The organism is Gardnerella washingtoni, from assembly GCF_049262705.1.
GTDB lineage: Bacteria > Actinomycetota > Actinomycetes > Actinomycetales > Bifidobacteriaceae > Bifidobacterium > Bifidobacterium vaginale_D.
This window is the reverse complement of the sequence record NZ_CP058398.1, coordinates 1177290-1195874: the sequence shown is the minus strand read 5'-3', so window position 1 is coordinate 1195874 and position 18585 is coordinate 1177290. Positions and strand designations below refer to the sequence as shown.

Genomic DNA, 18585 nt, shown 5'->3' with positions numbered 1-18585 from the left:
ACGTAATCTGCATTAGTAACGAATAATTGCGATTTAGCGTTATTCGCGCAGTACGTAATCTGCATTAGTAACGAATAATTGCGATTTAGCGTTATTCGCGCAGTACGTAATCTGCATTAGTAACGAATAATTGCGATTTAGCGTTATTCGCGCAGTACGTAATCTGCATTGGTAACAAAGTTTGACGATTTATTGTTAAATATTCAGCTAATACCTACTTTGAACGCCGCTTAGCATAAGAAATAACCCACATTCGATATACATTGAGCCTTACTGCTATAAGGGTTATGAGCTTATTTTTTACACACTTTTTGTCCGGGTGGCGAATGTGCAGCAAACAGATTCGATTACCGCAAAACGCTTGTATTACAATGCGTGAGACATGATTTCTTACACACTTTTTGGCCTATAACCCGAAAGTGCAGTGCACTTTCAGTGAAAGCTCGGTCTGCCTTCGTCTCGATTGACGCAGGCAGGGCAGATTAGTTTGGTTGTTTTTGCTTTAGGCTTTTTAATTCGCCGAGCTTGCTCAGATTGGAAGCACAGTGTGCTTCCAACGCAAGTGAGGTCTGTCTGCGTCTCGATTGACGCAGGCAGGGCAGGTTTTGTATGTTCCAACGCAAGCGAGGTCTTTCTGCGTCAATAAAGACGCAGAAAGTGTGGGCTAGTGTGTTTAGTGTAGTGTGTTAGGTTTGGGTTGCCGTATTTCGCGCTTGAAGCTTTTTTCATGCCAAAAACCATTGAAATATCAACGTTTTTGGCTTGTTTTCAGTGTTTTTCTGTTTGGCATTTTCTAGTATTAAATATCATTATGCTTGATTATAAACGGGGTATTTATGATTATAAACATGGTGTTTAATGGGGTGAATATCGGGTTGTAGGTTATTCAAAACTCATGTCTTTTAAAGCATAGTCTTGTCTCTTAGTTTGAGATGAACTTTCTATTAGTTGCTGAAGATGTGTTATGTCGGCATGTCGTGCAGTATATGGGTAAAAACGTTGGTATTGCAGTATTTTTTGTGTGTTGTGAGGGTATTCGTGTGACTTTCCTGAGAATTTTCTGAAAAATTTTTAAAAATCTTAAAATTCACGTTTTTTACGATAAAACACAACAGTACAATATTTTTTACGTCTTTTTATTCAAAAATAGTAGTTTTTATGGTAAATATTTGCATTCTACGTTATTTTTGTGAAGAAGGTGCTCTTGACTTTTTTGAACGGGGGGGGGGTATCTTAATAGCAGTTGTTGGCAGGTTTGTACTTGCGAACGCATTTGCAATATTTACGTGTTGCAGATTTCAAGTTTTTCTCCGTACTTGCACGAAGAGAAAGAAGAAAGGAAAATACTATGTTGAATAAGAAGGCTATCGCCGTATTCGCTGCTGGCGCAACTTTGCTTTCTGGACTTGCTCTTGCAGCTCCGGCATTAGCAGCTGGTGCTCAAGCTGGTGGTAATGTCACCGCTAGTGCCAGTAGTAAGACTTATGAGAAGGTGAAGCCAGCTGATCTTGCCCAAGCTAAGGATGTAATGGCTAAGTATGCTGCTGCTAATGTGTCTGTTGCTGAAGCACAGAAGTTATTCAATAAAGCTGCAGGTGAGCGTGATAATGCTAAAGCTGAATTCAATAAGGAAACTGTGAAAGCAGTTGGTCTTGGTGCTACCCATTCTGACTCTGGTTGGCGTATTAATGGTGTTGAGCTTGGTTATCGTACTTGGTATGATTACGAACTCAAGGATAACGGTTTTTCTCCAGAGCAGTTAGCAGCTTATGATGCTTGGTATGCGACTGCAAAAACTTATGCCAATAAGGTAAATGCTGCTGATGCTGCTTTCAATGGTTTGAAGATTGCTAAGACCGTGGCTGAGACCTATAAGGTGCAGTTAGAAAAGCTCGGTGTGGTTCTTCCAAATGGTACTGTTGTTGTTCCATCTGGTGACCAGAGCAAGCCAGCTCCAGCTCCAGCACCTGCACCAGCTCCTGCTCCAGCTCCAGCACCTGCTCCTAAGCCTGCTCCTAAGCCTGAAGTGAAGAAGGTTGAGCATAAGCTTGATTTGGTTGATCTTCTTGGTGGTAAGAAGGCTGAGGAACCAACGTTTGTGACTTCTGATGGTAGCGCGAATTTGTTCACGAACTATCAGGGTTTGACTGTTCTTCTTTCTGAGCATGGTTTGACGAATGTTGCTGCTTATGATGCTCTTCTTGATAAGCTCGAGTTTGGTTTGAAGCAGACTGGTTGGGCTAACATTTTGAAGAACTTCGGTGGCGATAATTGCGCTTACTTGGGTAAGCTTCGTAACCAGTTGAAGAAGGCTGTTGCTCATTATGGTCATGTTGAGGCTGCTGTGAAGGATATCCTCGCTGAGCTTAATGCTGATTACGCTGATGCTAAGAAGGCTGAGGATTGGGATGCAGCTAAGGTTATTAAGGCTGATCTCGCTGCTGCTTCTAAGCTTCTTAAGGTTGCGGATAATAACCGTACTCGTGCTGCAGCTATCTTGGATTCTGCTAATGATCATGCTAAGGATTTGAGCTGCGATACTGGTGCTAAGGAAGTTTTGGATGCTATGAAGAAGGCTGGTAACTTCCCAGGTAAGCCTGCTGCTAAGGCTGCTGCTAAGGCTCCAGCTGCTGCTAAGGCTCCATTGGCTAAGACTGGTGCTGCTGTAGCTTTGGCTGCTGTTGCTGCTTCTGTGCTTGCTGGCATGGGTGTTGCTCTTCGCAAGATTCGTCACTAAGCTAGGCAGTTTATTAGGTTAATAAGTTAATCGTTGCTTGTGGTGGGTTTGCTTTTTTGCTGGCTCACCACAGCGTGTTATTGCGTTCGACGGTTGGTTTGCGTTTGGGGTTTTATTCCTGTGATGCGTATGGCCATGGTTGCTTGGTGCTGTTGGTGGTTGCTATTGTTTCGCTAACTTCCTTTTCCTCACAGTGGTGATTGTTGGCAGTGTTTGGGTGATTGTTGAACGTTGTGTTGGTAGTGTTTGTTAGGAAGATGCTGCTGATTGGTAAAGGCTTGGAGAATAGTGCTGTGATGGTGCTTGTTTTCCGAGCCTTTTTCTTATGTTTTTTGCCCTATAACTCTTTAACGCAAGCGAGGTCTGCCTTCGTCTTTCTAGACGCAGGCAGGACAGATTAGTTTGGTTGTTTTTGCTTTAGGCTTTTTAATTCGCCGAGCTTGCCCAGGGTTGCTTTCGCGCGAGCTGTGCTACGCTCAAGCACGTCGTTGCGCAAATGCCGGAATAATACACAGTGTTTGTGATAGCGCGAGATTTTAGGAATTAAGCCTTTTCTGCATTTGTGGCTGGGGGGGGGGTAGTCTGGTAAAAGTGCTATGTTGCGCTGATTTTGTGCAGCGTTGTGCTCTAGTTTAAATTCATTGAGAGCTATAAGAAGGTGCATATGATGAATAAAAAGTCTATAGCAACATTTGCTGCAGCAGCAATGTTGTGCTGTGTATGCAACGCTGGCGTTGCAGTGGCAGATGAAAGCACAGCTTTCCAGACGACCATCACTCAATTGGTAAATGAAGCAGATAATCATATTGACGCGTTAAAAAAGATTGTTAATGAGCAGGATGATGCTGAGCTGAAGAAAGCTTTTACCAAAGACCTGAAATCTGCTGAACAAAATAAACAAAAAATTCAGGATGCTCGTATAGTGATTGAAAAGTTTGAGAAAGATCTTACTGCTGCAGGCGATAATCCTGATGAAAATACACTTAAAACTTTGAAAGATGAGTATTATGCTGCGCAATCAGCCCAGAATCAAATTTTCTCTGGTGACAATCATACTCATTTAGTGGGTTGGTCTATGCCATATGACGATCCATTTGAAGGTTATCCTGATTATTCTCGCTGGCTTAAAGAAGCTATGTCCTATGGGAAAATTAGTGATGCTAATGTAGAAATAACTAAACTCAAGAACACTAAAGAAAAGATTGGCACTTTAGTAAAGTCAATAAAGCTACCTTCTGAAATCAATCCGGAAAATATTGATGATAAATGTGACCATGAATTTAAGGGCGAAGAATTACAGTTCTGGTATGATGGTGCAGCAGATGCTTCCAACACCAAATACGTGGCTGCACAATTAGATTATTGGCGTAAAGATGTGCAGTATATTAAGAACAGGTTGAAAGATAAAGTTGCTAAATCAGTTAGCGGACTTGCTGCTGATATGAAATATAACTTGGAAAATAAAATATATCACCTTACTTCTAAAGTCGAAGCAGCAATGAACCTTCATGACGGCGAAGAATATTTGCTAAAAGAATCGAAGGAATATAGCAATCTGGAAGATGCTTTCAAACATAATATTATGCAATATAACAACTTTGGCATAACAGAGTATCAAAGTAGCACTACAACTGAAGATTCTAGCTTTGATTATAAGACTTATAGTGATCTTGAAGACAAGATTCAGAAGCTGTACGGCGACGAATCTTATAACATTCCTTCTCGATTTAGTACTATCGTGAATAATCCAGCTAATGCGGATGCTGCGACACGCAAAGATTACTTAGCATTTTACAAAAAGCGTATAGAAATTGAAAAACAGATAGATAAGTTGTACAAGCAGAAGAGAGCTTTGGGCGAGTATCCGTATGAAGATCATAAGCCTACTACTGATTCGAGGACAGCGCGACCGGGTGCTATTTCTTACGCATACTTGCAATTGAAGTTTAAGAAGTATGTGCAAAATCTGCTTAGCAAAGGAACAGATCTTAAAAAGTGGCTTGCAGAAAATAAACCGGCCTATGATGCTATATTTACGGAACGTAAAAAAGAGTTCGGAACCCCTAACAAAGTGTCTTACGAACAAAAGAAGTCTCCAAAGTATTTTGAGTCATTCTTTAAACAGCACCGTTATGAGTTTATTGAGAATTTGGTTGCTTCACGAGAATATAAAAAGTATGTGAAGAATGCGTTGAAAGACAATAAAACGTATGCGGATATGATTAAGGATACTGAAGATGCCCTTAAAGGCGCTGATAGTGATACTAATAATAGGTTGTATCCGCGTATTGATTTTATTAAGCATCTACAGGAATACGGCAATGATGATGAAGTTGCTAAGATTCTTGATACGGACGACGTAGCTTTGACTCCTGAACAGAAGTCGAGCGAAGCGCTGGTTGATGATAGTATCCCTGATTTCAAGAAACTTTCAGAACGCGATAAACCACATTTTCCGCATTCAAATCCGACTGGTGGCTCCTCCAGTGTCAATGTAGGTGGCTCTGCTGGTGGAACTAACACTGCTCCTCCAGTTAATCCTGACGATATTAATTCTGGCGATGATTCTGATGATTTCAACATCGACGATTTGAATCTTGATGACATTGATCTTGATGATTTAGGTCTTGACAAATTAGATTTGGATGATTTAGGTATTGATGATGTGGAGGCTGAGGACTTCGATTTCAGTGAGTTCGATACTTATTTGTCGGAAATCAGCGATGACGATTTGGCTTCCTTAAATATCGATGGCATCAATTTTTGATGATTTAGGCTTGGGTGACTTGGATTTGAGTGATTTCTATAGCGATAATCCTCAGACCAATAATGATGAGTCTAAATAAACTGAGTCTGGCTATGCCAAGGCTGTAGAAACTAAGTAATTATGTCCTTACTACTGTTGCGAATGTAGCAAGTGCATAAAACATGTAGGCGGTGCGGAGTGTATCCTCACCGCCTACTTAGTTATAGGGTTATAGCATTATATGTAATTGCCCTTGCGCGCTATAAGGTATAGCTCAAGCTACAACCCGAGCCAAGCCACAAAACAAACCTAAATGCCGTTACTAACTCAGCTAACGAATTGAGAAAATAACGTTGATAAGCCCAACACCGTTACTAATTCAGTCAGCCGACTGAAAAAATAACGGTAATTAGCGAAACACCGTTAATATCTCAGCTAATGAACTGAGCTAGTAATACTCAAGCATTCGTACAATCCTTGCTTTAATGCTCCAGCAACTAAAGAAATAACCCACATTCGATATAACATAATCCCAACTGTTGTAAGGGTTATGAGCTTATTTTTTTTTACATACTTTGGGCCTATAACCCGTTAAACGCACTTCGCTCCCACAGCGCGCTTAGTGGTATTGCATACAAATTATTCGACCACTGCATAATTTTTTGTCCCAAATAAACAACGTATCCGCTCTTAAATTCAGGTTTTTGCGCAAGAGCTACAAGCCCCTTAAAATCATTACGATTCACCATGCTAGAACTTTTCACTTCCACGCCAACCAGATTCCCGCGGAAACTTAGCACAAGATCAACTTCTTTAGGATTACTGCCAGTTTCACGCCAGTAGAAGCAATCCGGATGCATCTTAGACCATTGCACAGCAGGCATAATCTGATTTACAACGAAACTTTCGAGCAAATTTCCATACATAACGGGATCTTCCAAAGGATCATGACCTTTACTAATCATTGTTTGAACGCTTAAAGACGTATCAATCGGATGTATTTTTGCTCTAGCGAAGGTTTGACGATTTGGCGCAGTTTTTATATTCGGAAGAGTGTTTATTAAAAACCTACGCAAGAATACGCTAACATAACGCTCAATAGTTCGCCTATCTAAAGCAAGATCTTGACCTATTGAACTCGTGTTAAGAATCCCACCTGGCGTGCACAGCAACTTATTAAGTATGCTAACGGCCATGCTTCTATCTAATTTTTCTCCGGGGAGAATAGTATCGCCCAATACTGCAAGAATATCGCTTTCAACAAGCTTTTCGCGTTCCCAAGCTTCGTAAGAATCATATAATTGCTGATATTCTGGGAAGCCGCCAGCAGCCATCATTTTATATATTTCTTCTCTGCTTATTTCTTTTTCATATGTAAGATTTGGATTACTTTCTATAAGATTATCTACAATATTCTCACTATTTTGAGTAATTTCGCTCTGCGTAAAAGGACTCATTGTAAAGTGCTGAGCGCGCCTAGCAAGAGGATCTTGACCGTCTAGTCCATTGCGATTTATAAGTGCGCTACCTGTTAAAATATACTGAAGACCATTTTTCGTTGAATTATCAACTATTTCCTTTATTGCAAGCGGCAAATCTGTAAGTCTCTGCGCTTCGTCAATAACAACTGGAGTACTAATATTTTTTAGCCAACCGTATAAATCTGTTGAAGCAAGCGCGAAAGTATTTTCGTCCGCAAGACTTACGTATGAGAAACCTTTAGGAACAAGCTGCTTCTTTGACATCATAGTTTTGCCTACAGCTCTTGCGCCTTCGAGAATTACAACTTTTCGTTTTGCTTGAAGAATAGAATCAGCGATTTGTCTAGGAAAATATGTATTCATAAAAGTAACTATACACGAAAAAAATGTATTTTTTGTACATCGGATGTACGATTTTTTGTACATTCAATGTACAAAAACTACGAAACCGCGTATTAAGACATATTTATATAGGCGTACAACTAACTCAGTTTGTTGACTGAGTTAGTAACGGTGTTTTGCTGATTACCGTTATTTTCTCAGTTCGTTAGCTGAGTTAGTAACGGTGTTTAGTTTGTAGCTTTGCTTTTGTAGCTGCTTTTAGTTGAATCGGCTTACTTAAGAATGAGGCTTGCGTCTACAGGGTAGCCAAGTGCGTAGGCACTCAATAATCTTGATGTAATTAATTGTACAATCGCATCTTTAAAAGCTTGATGTGCTTGCATTGCGGTATTTTTATCGTTACTAATATTACCGTCTGTTAGTGTAGTTATTTCGTTGTGTTTACTGGCGGTAATTGTCATGGCATGTTGGAATGCTGCAAGTTCTGCACGCGCACAATCCATATAAGCGATTGCTGCAAGTGGTAAGTCTTTGTTGCTTGCAGAATCATGTGCTATCCCGCTTTCTAATGCTTGTGTTGGGATGTCGTATATCTTTTTTCGTAGGTCAGTGCTCGTATCTGCAGCATGCATAAAACTTTGTGCATTGCTCGCAGCTATATCGCTGTACTCCAATGGCAGATTTGGTACTTTTTTTGCTGCCAACGCTTGTAAAATAAATGCAAGTTGATCTTCTGCTGCAGCTGCGAGAACCAAAGGCTGATGCGACCATTTAAAATGTTTGTAATGATTTAATACTTCGCGAAGTTGTACGTAAGATTCATGCCCTCTTTGTTGTGTTGCTGTAATTATCTCTGTTGAAGTGGCTGTACTTGCTTCTGCATTAGATGTTGTGTTCTGTGAATCTTCGCTTTTAGACTGCTGAGTAAGCATTGCCCATTGTGCCTGTGCACTGTACACAATGCTTTCGTTAAGTCGTCCAGGACATTGTTGAGAAACAGTCTTCCAAGCTTGGGCTGTAGCGGACCAATTTTTATGAGTTATGTTAGTTGTATCGCGATTGATGATGTGCTGATTGTATTGCGCAAGTTGGTAGGCTTTAGCACAGGCATTCTCAGGTGCTGTTACGTGAGTAATACGGTTTACGTGAATGTTTTGTAGCGTACTACAAGCACTCAGTGTGAGTGTGCTTGAAACGCTTATGAGGACAATCAATGCTGTGAGTAGTTTGCGTTTCGTGCTTCTGAGTATGGTTCGTAACAAAACATAAAGTGTCTGCATAATCTACTAAAATAGTCAACGACTGTGACCAATATATTCTTTAATCATTTTGGAAATATTGTTTGCTTGTCTATAGTAGTTGAAGTTGATTAAAAATGAGCTGAAGCTACTACGTTTTAATAATTACGTAATTAATAATCATAAATGAATGCGTTATAACGAGAGGACGTGCGCGATGGAATTGGATTTGGCGGGAATGCATCAGCTTGCGGCACAGCAGGGGATTAATGCCGAAGAGCTGGACGAGGCGCTCGCCGAGGCCTTGCGTCTTGCGTATATGAAAACCGCTCATCCTGCTAAGCATGTGCGAGTTGAGTTAGATGAACGTGCTGGTTCGTTTACTGTGTGGGCTAGGAATGAAATTCCTGGGGAGCCTACGGAAGATAACCCCTATCCAGCACCAACACTGGGAGAAGAATACGACGATACTCCACGTGATTTTGGTCGTCTTGCTGCGGCAACAGCCCGCCAAGTTATTAGCCAGATTTTCCGTAAGGCTGAAGATGACCGTGTGTTTGGTGCGTTTTCTGGTCAAAAAGGCAAGCTGATTAACGGCATTATTCAGCAAGATGCTAAAGATAATACTAATATTCACGTAGCAGTTGGCGATGTTGAGGCTATTCTGCCACGTCGTGAGCAAGTTCCAGGTGAGCGTTATCGTCACGGTGAGCGTATTCGCGTGTATGTTGTGAATGTAGCTCGCGGCCTGCGTGGACCGGAAATTGTTGTTTCGCGTTCTCATCCTGAGTTGGTTCGCCGTCTTTTTGAGCGTGAAGTTCCAGAGCTTATTTCTGGGGCAGTTTCAATTATGGCAATTGCACGCGAGGCTGGTGCCCGTACAAAGATTGCCGTAAGAGCTAATACTGAAGGTGTTAATCCAAAGGGTGCTTTGATTGGTCCTGGTGGTTCTCGTGTTCGTGCAGTGATGGAGAATTTGGGTCAAGAGAAGATTGATATCGTTGATTGGTCGGATGATCCAGCCAAGTTTGTTGCTGCTGCGCTTTCTCCTGCTACCGCTACACAGGTGCAAGTAGTCAGTGAGAAAAGTCAGACTGCAGTTGCTTTTATCCATGATTCTCAACTTTCACTTGCTATTGGCAAGGAAGGTCAGAATGCTCGTTTAGCTGCAAAATTGACTGGTTGGAAGATTGGTATTGAATCTGCTGAAGAGCACGCTAAGAAGGTTGCTGCTGCTCAAGCACAGAATACGCAGGCAACTTCAGCTGATTCACATGATATTGCATCTGTTGCTGAATAACTGTGTAACGAAAACGCAGGAATATAGTGTAATGAATACTATGTTTGAACGTTTTTAGTGCTCTTAAGTTACGCAATAAACAGATACATACTGGTATCTTCATTGCTTTGAGCGACACTCGCTGCAATCCAACGTTTCGAGTATGCTGAAAGCTGGAATTTGGGCGAAAGATTGTCATCGTAGTCCAATTGGAGACGAGGTATAAGATTATGGTCGCACGATGATATGTCGCACGATACTATGTAATAAGCTCGCAATAATGTAACGTGGTCGCGTGTACGAGCGCTGCCACAGACAGAGGAGAACACTGAGTGGTTAAAAAGCGCGTGTATGAACTGGCCAAAGAATTTGGTGTCGACAGTAAAACCGTGTTGGAGCGTTTGAAGAGCATGGGAGAATTTGTTAAATCCGCATCTTCAACAGTTGAGGCTCCAGTAGTACGTCGTTTGCAGACGGCTTTGGAAGCAGATGGTAATAATCAGTCTGCGAAACGTTCTGGTGCAAATAAACCTGTTGCGCCAAAAGCGAAAACTCAGGGCACAAAGCCTCAAGGTAAAGTACAGCATGAGGCTCATGCTACTTCTAATAAAGCTCATGCTGATACGCCTTCTGTAAAGCAGCATGATCATGCTGCAACAGTTCATGCAATACCGAAACCTGGTGCTGGTCATCCTCGACCAAATCATGGTTCGCGTTCAGGTGCTGGTGTTGCTGAATCTAAGCATGGTGAAGCTCGTGTTGAGTCTCGTCAGCAAGCACAGAATCAGTCTCGTGGCGATCGTTCACAGATGCCTCCGCGTCCTCGACCGCATCAAGGTGCTCAAGGTGCTGGTAATGCGATACCTCGACCAGGCAACAACCCATTTAGTCGTAAGCAGGGTATGCGTACTCCTACTCCGGGTGATATTCCACGTCCTCACCCGATGTCTCGTTTAGGTGCAGAAAATAACCGTGGTGGTCGTCCAGGTCAAGGTGGCGGCGCAGCTAATGGTTCGCGCAGTGAACGTGGTAATCGTTCGCGTAGTGGTCGTCCAGGTCAAGGCGGTAACCGTTCTTCTCAGTGGTCTGGGCAGCGTCGTGGTGGTGCTGGTGCAGCTTCTGCACGCCCATCAGCAGAATCTCGTTTTGCAGCCCAAGGTGCTAGCTTCCAAGCTGCAGCTGCAGGTGCTCCAAACGGTGGTCCATCTCGCGGAGGCGGTCGCGGTAGGGCAGGTGCTGCAGGTGCATTTGGTCGCCAGGGAGGTAAATCTTCTAAAGCTCGCAAGAACCGTTTAGCAAAGCGTCGTGAATACGAAGAGCTCAAAGCACCAGTTATTGGTGGCGTGCGTATTCCTTCGGGTAATGGCGCTACGATTCGTTTGCGTCAGGGCGCAACTCTTTCTGATTTAGCAGAAAAGATTGATGTCAATCCAGCAGCTTTGGTAACTGTACTTTTCCACTTGGGGGAAATGGCAACGGCTACGCAGTCGTTGGATGAGTCGACTTTCCAAATTTTGGGTGAAGAGATCGGCTGGAATATCAACATTGTTTCTGCGGAAGAGGAAGATAAGGAGCTTTTGCAACAATTCGACATTGATTTGGATGAAGAAGAATTGCAAGAAGATGACGATCTTCAGTCTCGTCCGCCTGTTGTAACAGTTATGGGTCACGTTGATCATGGTAAGACTCGTTTGCTTGATACTATTCGTAAGTCAAATGTGATTGCTCGAGAAGCTGGTGGCATTACGCAGCGAATCGGCGCTTATCAGGTAACGGTAAATCTTGAGGGTAAGCCTCGTAAGATTACCTTCCTTGATACTCCAGGTCACGAAGCGTTTACTGCTATGCGTGCTCGTGGTGCTGAGCTTACGGACGTTGCAATTCTTGTTGTTGCAGCAGATGATGGTGTGATGCCTCAGACTGTTGAAGCTATTAATCACGCTCAAGCTGCTCACGTGCCAATTGTAGTTGCTGTAAACAAGATTGATGTTGAGGGTGCTAACCCAGATAAAGTGCGTGGTCAGCTTACTGAATACGGTTTGGTTGCTGAAGAATACGGCGGTGACACCATGTTTGTGGATATTTCTGCAAAGCAGGGCACCAATGTTGATAAGCTTCTTGAAGCTGTACTGTTAACTGCTGACGCCGAGCTTGATCCTAAAGCTAATCCGAATATGGATGCGCGCGGTGCAACTATTGAAGCTCGTCTCGATAAGGGTCGTGGTGCTGTTGCTACTGTTCTTGTACAACAAGGTACTCTCCATGTCGGTGATTCAATTGTTGCTGGCACATCTTATGGTCGTGTGCGCGCAATGCTTGACGAAAACGGCAATCACTTGCAGGATGCGGCTCCTTCAACACCTGTTCAGGTGCTTGGTTTGACTTCAGTTCCTACTGCTGGTGACTTGTTCTTGGTGACTTCAGACGACCGTTCTGCTCGTCAGATTGCTGAAAAGCGTCAAGCTACTGAGCGTGCTGCTCAGCTTGCTAAGCGCCGTAAGGTTGTGTCTCTTGAAAGCCTTAAAGAACAGTTCGCTAAGTCTGAAGTTGATATGCTGAACATTGTTATTAAGGGTGATTCTTCTGGTTCTGTGGAAGCTTTGGAAGATTCCTTGATGAAGATTGAGGTTTCCGAAGAAGTTGGTATTCAGGTTATTCACCGTGGTGTTGGTGCAATTACCCAGAACGATGTGAACTTGGCAACCGTTGATAAGGCTGTGATTATTGGCTTCAATGTGCGTCCAAACCGTCAGGTTGCTGATTTGGCAGATCGCGAAGGTGTGGAAGTTAAGTACTACTCGGTTATTTACAAGGCAATTGAAGATATTGAAGCTGCTTTGAAGGGTATGCTGAAGCCGGAATTCGAAGAAGTTGTTACTTCACATTCCGAAATTCGCGAAATCTTCCGTTCTTCCAAGTTCGGCAATATTGCTGGTGTTATGGTTCAAGACGGCGAGGTCAAGCGCGGTACGAAGTGCCGTATTTTGCGCGACGGCGTTGCTACAGTCAACGACCTGGAAATCTCCAGCTTGCGTAGATTCAAGGATGACGTACAGTCTGTTAGCGAAGGTTACGAAGCTGGTATTAATCTTGGCAGCTTCAACGACATTGAGCTTGGTGACGTAATTGAAACCTTTGAAATGCGTCAAATTGAGCGCAAATAATACAATACGCGTAACTGCATGAAATTGTAGCATGAAGCTGATGTGCATGAGCAAGAAGTGATAAAAGCAGTAGCTTGTGGTTATTGCTTTTATCACTTTTGCTATTTTTCATGGTAATTATGCATATAGATTGCAGTTACGTTGATGAATGATCAAAAGAATACATAGTTTTATAGGTTTTCGTAAGTTTTCGCATATGTTGCGAATATGGTAAGGAGTATGCCATATGGCAGGAACTAATCCTAGAGCTGCTCGTATTGCAGCGTTAATTCAGCGCGTTATTGCTTCTAATATGGAATCACAGTTGCACGATAAACGCCTAACGAATGTAACTATTACAGAAGTGCGAGTTACTAACGATTTGCAGATTGCAAAAGTTTATTGGACGCAGCTTGGTCACGAAGGAAAAGAACAGGGCGAGCGTCAACGCGCAGCACTTGCATTACAGCAGGCTCATGGTCGTTTACGTTCATTGGTTGGTGCAAAAGCTGGTTTGCGTTTAACTCCGCAATTGCAATTCGTTTATGATGAAGTGCCTACAGAAGCACATGAAATTGAGGATATTTTGGTTGCTGCTCGTCATAGAGATGAAGAATTAGCAAAGATGCGTGAGAATGCTCAATATGCTGGTGAATCAGATCCTTATAAGAAGCCACATGAAGATGATGGCGACGAATTCGATGATGATGACGAATTCGATGATGGCGACGAATTCGATAATGATCTTAACGAACAATCAAGTGACGCATCTGGCTTTGATGAATCTCATTAATACATCAATGCTATTTGTATTTTTAAATAAATATTTTTCAAATGATGATGAAAAAAATTATGCCAACTTCTGGTCTTCTGCTTGTAGATAAACCACAAGGCGTTACTAGTCATGATGTTGTTGCTTACGCTCGTCATCTACTTCATACGAAGCGAGTAGGTCACGCAGGCACACTTGATCCAATGGCAACTGGATTGCTTATTGTGGGATTTGGTCATGCTACGCGATTGTTAAATTATATGCTTGGTCATCAGAAAACCTATGAAGCAGTAATCCGATTAGGTGAAGCTACTACTACAGATGATGCTGAAGGTGAGATTCTACCAGAATATGCGTTACAAGCAGGACCGGGCATTGCCATGTCGAATCGCGATGACCTTATGGACAGCTTGCTGAATACTAGTATGGCAACTATTGAAAAAGATGCGTTATTGCAACAAGCCTTTCAGCGTATGAAGCAAATTGTTAGCACAAACTTAACTGGCAGGATTATGCAAACGCCAACTGCTTTTTCTGCAATTAAAATTAATGGTCAGCGAGCTTATGATTTGGCGCGCGAAGGAAAAACAGTAAATCTTGAATCGCGCGAAATAACGGTTCATGAATTTACTATCAGTAATCCACAGCTTACTAGAGGAGTAAGCGGTAGGCTTGTGTGTGATATTACTGCAACAGTTTCGTGTAGTAGTGGAACGTATATTCGTGCGTTGGCGCGTGATTTAGGGCGTTTGATGGGTGTTGGTGGTCATCTTACTCAACTTCGTCGCACTAGCATTAGTGATTTTTCAATTAATGATGCTCGAGTAATGAAGCTTAATGTAGAAACTCGAGAATTTACTGATCGAAATGGAATATTGCAACAGCGTGCAAAAGTTGTATCTCCTCCTCATTTTGACGCAGATAATATGCTTCCTCAATTTTGTTTCAATATGTTGGAAACTGCTGAGCATACGCTACCAATGGTTCTTATTGATGCTGTACAAGCGCAGGATTTACGTTTTGGGCGTTGGATTTCTCTTCCATCAATTGATAATACGTTACAATATCCTGCAATAGCTTACTCATTAGTTGAAGATACAGCACAATATGATGTAGTTGCAGTAGTAGAACCAGCAAAAAATAGTAAAAGTAATCAAATCAAACCAATTGTGGTATTTCCGGTAAGCGAGAAGACTGGTAAACTAGAGTAAGTAGTGAAAATAACGAATTACGGTTTGGCGTAGTTTGCTTGAGTTGATGTTTGAACGCGGATAGTAAGGATATCATGAAGGTCATTGACATTCGACCAGATGCTAACGGCATGATTAATTGGCCAACGCTAAGTGCAGAGCGTAAAGCTGTTGTTACCATTGGTTCATTCGACGGTATGCATAAAGGACATCGTGAAGTTATTCGTCGAACGGTAGATTTAGCGCGCAGGCGTGGTGCATTTTCGGTTGTGATTATGTTTGATCCGCGTCCGAGTGTTGTGCATGCTAATCCTGATTTGTATGATGACTTTGGTGATATGAATGTCGAACTACCAGATGATCCTGATGCTCTTACTAGCGTGCGTCAGCGTTTACGCGTGATGTCTGAGCTAGATGTTGATCATGTGGTGATTGTGCGTTATAGTCTCGCTTTTGCGGCAAAATCATATCGTTTCTTCTTAGGACAGCTCGTTGGAAAGCTGGGCATGCGAGCGTTAGTGCTTGGCTCTGATGCTGCTCTTGGTGCTCGTCGTGCTGGCAATATTTCGGCTATTCGTGAATTGGCACAAGCTACTGGAGTTTTTGAGCTGATTGAGGTAGAAGATTTAGGCCCAGACGATGTGCGTGTACCGGATCCTATTGTTCGTGAAGTGCCTGAAATGCCGGGAGATCCTAAGAATCCATCTGATGGTATGAATAAGGCTGAATATCGTGCTTGGACTAAGAGTATGCCGAATAAGAAAGTGCGTGCTTGGAGTTCTACGAATCTGCGCTGGATGCTTGCAACTGGTCGAGTTAAGGAAGCTCGTGAAATTTTAGATCAGCCGCATCGTGTTGAAGGCGTTGTGATACATGGCGAAGAACGTGGTCGTGAGCTTGGTTTCCCAACAGTTAATCTTGGTGAAAATATTGAAGGATATGTACCAGTTGATGGTGTGTATGCTGGCTGGGTAGTTGATTTAGACGCTGATAATAAAAATGATGCTCAGTTCATAAAAAATGCGGTACCAGACATGAGTGTATTGCGTCGTGATGAGCTTCATTTGGGTGTACATTCTCCGTGGCGCTGGCCGGCAGCTATTTCTATTGGAACGAAGCCAACCTTCAATCATGATGGCGAAAAAACATCCGAACATACTGTTGAAGCTTACGGTTTGTTTGATGATTGGAAAGATTTATACGGTCATCGCGTGTGCATTGAATTTGCTAGCTTCTTGCGTCCACAGCAGGCTTTTGATTCAGTTGACGAGTTGAAAGACATGCTTAAACACAATGTTGAAGAAGTTCGCACAATTACTAGTGCCGAAGCTGAAGTCTGATTCTGATATTTGCGTTGAGTTGCGTTTTTAGCTTTCGCTTTCTACGAGTGCTTTCAAAATTGTGTTTGCGAAAGCATAGAATATACGTATGGTAAACGCAATAATGGATCTTAAGCAAAGTAAAACATATGATCGTGCACTTGGAGCTATTGTTGGTCTTGCTATAGGTGATGCGCTAGGCATGCCAACTCAAAGCATGAGCGCTCAAAGCATACGCCGTTTTTATGGTGGTTCAATTACAAAATTAATGGATGCTGTAAGCCAGCAGCCAATCGCGCCAAATATGAAAGCGGGTTCCGTAACAGATGATACGGAACAAGCTTTTTTACTTGCTGAACGCATAATCGCAGATAATGGCAATATTGACAACAACAAGTATGCGCAAAACCTCCTAGATTGGGAGGCACAAATGCGCGAAAAAGGTTCCCTTGATCTTCTAGGGCCATCAACTAAATCCGCTTTACAAGCACTGGTAAATGGAGTAAGTCCTGAAGAAACAGGCAAATTTGGCACAACTAATGGTGGTGCAATGCGCGCAACGCCAGTCGGAATCGCCTTCAAACCAGGCGAGTCACTTGCTCAGGCAGCAAGAAAATCGTGCTTAATTACTCATAACACAACTCAAGGAATTGAATCCACGACGTTACTTGCGGCAGCAGTAAGCTTAGGTATTGAAGGTTGTGAAAATCCGCTTAAAGAGGCAATAAAATTTGTAAAATCACTTCCAAAATATGGTAATTGGAGCGCAAAAGCAAGCGTTATAAGCAGGGTCGAATTTTTCACTAAAAAAGCTGAGGAGTTGAGTTCCGCATCTGTTAGTGACGAAGAATTTGCAGAAGTACTCCAAAATGATTGTGGTACAAGTGTTGAAGCTCATGAATCTGTAGCTGCAGCTTTCGCAATTGCAACCCGTTTTGCGAAGGAACCAACTCAAGCTGCGTGTTTTGCGGCATCGATTGGCGGGGATACGGATACGATTGCTGCAATGTGCTCAGCAATGTTGGGTTCAAAATACGGTCCGCAAGTGTTCGATGCAGAAATACGAGGACGTGTTTTAGAAAATTTGCGAGTTGAACACTGCTACGACGTAGAAAAGACAGTGTATGATTTGTGTCTAATTAGAGAAAATACTGCGCAATAGCTTTCAGAGGCGATTACAATGGGTGAATCAAACCTAAACTTGAGCAATAAAACGAGTTTGATTGCGCCGCGAGTGATTTCACTCGGCCAAATTATTGTGGATTTAACTATGAAAGTTAACTCCGTTCCTAAGCCTGGTGAAGACATATTTGCGAGCTCGTGCAATATGTGCGCTGGTGCAAGTTACAACATGCTATTTGCTGCAAGTCAAATGGGAGCTAATGCGCAGTGGGCTGGCGTGCTGGGCGAAGGTTATTTTGCAAATATTATTTCTGAAGCTTTAAATGAAGCGCATATTTCGCATATTGGCACAAAAAATTCGACGCTTGATTCTGGATTTTGCGTAGCTCTTACGGACGCAAGTGCAGAGCGCACTTTTATATCTACTAAAGGTGCGGAAACTAGTGGTGACGAGCATGCTTTTGACTTTGTAAATCCTAATCCGCAAGATGTTGTGTACCTTAGTGGGTACACGTTTGTGAGTCCTATAAAACGTGCGCTTTTGCGATTTATGATGAGAACAAGCGGCTCAAGCGGTTTGGGTAGGCCAAGCGGTTTGGGTAGTAGTGCTTTAGAGAGTTCTTTTTATTGTTGCAAGCACCGATTTACTGCGATTTTTGATGCGTCGCCGATGGTTGCAAATATTGTAGATGAAGATTTAAAAGCGTTGATTGACTATGCGCCAATTTGGGTGTGTAATGCCAGAGAAGCGGAGATTTTAGCGAAAAGACTTAACGCTTGGAATGATGATGAATACAACGAAGGTGTTGTTGAAGAAAGTATTGACTGTAAAAGTGGTATTTGCGAAACCAATAATCAACTTACCAATCACAAAATTGAGCATTTGCAGCGTGCGTTACAAGCTCCGCTCGTTGTTCACACGGGATCTGATGGAGCTTGGGTGTGTGATGTAGGCAAAGAAGCCGAGCATATTAAAGGATTTCAAGTAAAAGCAGTAGATACAAATGGAGCTGGAGATGCACATACTGGCGTGCTTGCTGCTTGCATAGGCTACAAAATGACGCTTAAGCAGGCGGTTTTGTGCGCGAATGCTGCAGCAGCTCTTGCTGTCACAAAATATGGGCCTGCAACGTGTCCTACAAAAAAGGAGATAGAAGATTTTATTAAAACAAATGTTTATTAATACCAATATTTGTTGATTTTTCTTAAGAAATTC

11 protein-coding genes are annotated in these 18585 nt (G+C 42.5%); 9 read left to right on the top strand and 2 right to left on the bottom strand.

Annotated elements, in window-relative coordinates; translation table 11 throughout:
- Positions 1-1348 precede the first annotated feature (1348 nt).
- Together HXT28_RS04520 and HXT28_RS04515 are read left to right on the top strand one after the other, a co-directional pair.
- Positions 1349-2737 carry a hypothetical protein gene (locus HXT28_RS04520; protein ID WP_422113327.1) on the top strand — a complete coding sequence of 463 codons (1389 nt, stop codon included), beginning with the start codon at positions 1349-1351 and terminating at the stop codon, positions 2735-2737.
- 664 nt (positions 2738-3401) lie between these two features.
- Positions 3402-5504 (top strand): hypothetical protein, encoded by a 2103-nt coding sequence (locus HXT28_RS04515; protein ID WP_422113326.1) that lies wholly within the window; start codon positions 3402-3404, stop codon positions 5502-5504.
- 560 nt (positions 5505-6064) lie between these two features.
- On the opposite strand, the gene HXT28_RS04510 is transcribed toward HXT28_RS04515, so the two are convergent.
- Positions 6065-7327 (bottom strand): ATP-binding protein, encoded by a 1263-nt coding sequence (locus tag HXT28_RS04510; RefSeq protein ID WP_422113325.1) that lies wholly within the window; start codon positions 7325-7327, stop codon positions 6065-6067.
- 251 nt (positions 7328-7578) lie between these two features.
- Entirely contained in the window at positions 7579-8238 is a 660-nt protein-coding gene (locus HXT28_RS04505; RefSeq protein ID WP_422113324.1) for a hypothetical protein, read from the bottom strand.
- Between the two features lie 523 nt (positions 8239-8761).
- Between HXT28_RS04505 and nusA the strand changes: the two genes are divergently transcribed.
- The 7 genes from nusA to HXT28_RS04470 all read left to right on the top strand — a co-directional run bounded on the left by nusA (position 8762) and on the right by HXT28_RS04470 (position 18552).
- Positions 8762-9844: a transcription termination factor NusA gene (nusA, locus tag HXT28_RS04500; RefSeq protein ID WP_016637987.1), complete on the top strand. Its 1083-nt coding sequence runs from the start codon at positions 8762-8764 to the stop codon at positions 9842-9844.
- Between the two features lie 311 nt (positions 9845-10155).
- Positions 10156-12987, top strand: a complete 2832-nt coding sequence (gene infB / locus HXT28_RS04495; RefSeq protein WP_064347310.1) for a translation initiation factor IF-2 — start codon at positions 10156-10158, stop codon at positions 12985-12987.
- 226 nt (positions 12988-13213) lie between these two features.
- Positions 13214-13759, top strand: coding sequence for a 30S ribosome-binding factor RbfA (gene rbfA, locus HXT28_RS04490; RefSeq protein WP_016637052.1), 546 nt, complete (start codon positions 13214-13216; stop codon positions 13757-13759).
- A gap of 44 nt (positions 13760-13803) precedes the next feature.
- Complete coding sequence (locus tag HXT28_RS04485; protein WP_422113706.1) at positions 13804-14949, top strand: tRNA pseudouridine synthase B; 1146 nt, start codon at positions 13804-13806, stop codon at positions 14947-14949.
- A 74-nt stretch (positions 14950-15023) separates the two neighbouring features.
- Positions 15024-16268, top strand: a complete 1245-nt coding sequence (ribF, locus tag HXT28_RS04480; RefSeq protein WP_016637050.1) for a bifunctional riboflavin kinase/FMN adenylyltransferase — start codon at positions 15024-15026, stop codon at positions 16266-16268.
- Between the two features lie 88 nt (positions 16269-16356).
- On the top strand, positions 16357-17409 hold the full coding sequence (locus HXT28_RS04475; protein WP_064347314.1) for an ADP-ribosylglycohydrolase family protein: 1053 nt from the start codon (positions 16357-16359) through the stop codon (positions 17407-17409).
- A gap of 18 nt (positions 17410-17427) precedes the next feature.
- A complete protein-coding gene (locus HXT28_RS04470; protein WP_016637048.1) occupies positions 17428-18552 on the top strand; it encodes a PfkB family carbohydrate kinase in 1125 nt (374 codons plus the stop codon).
- Positions 18553-18585: the final 33 nt, after the last annotated feature.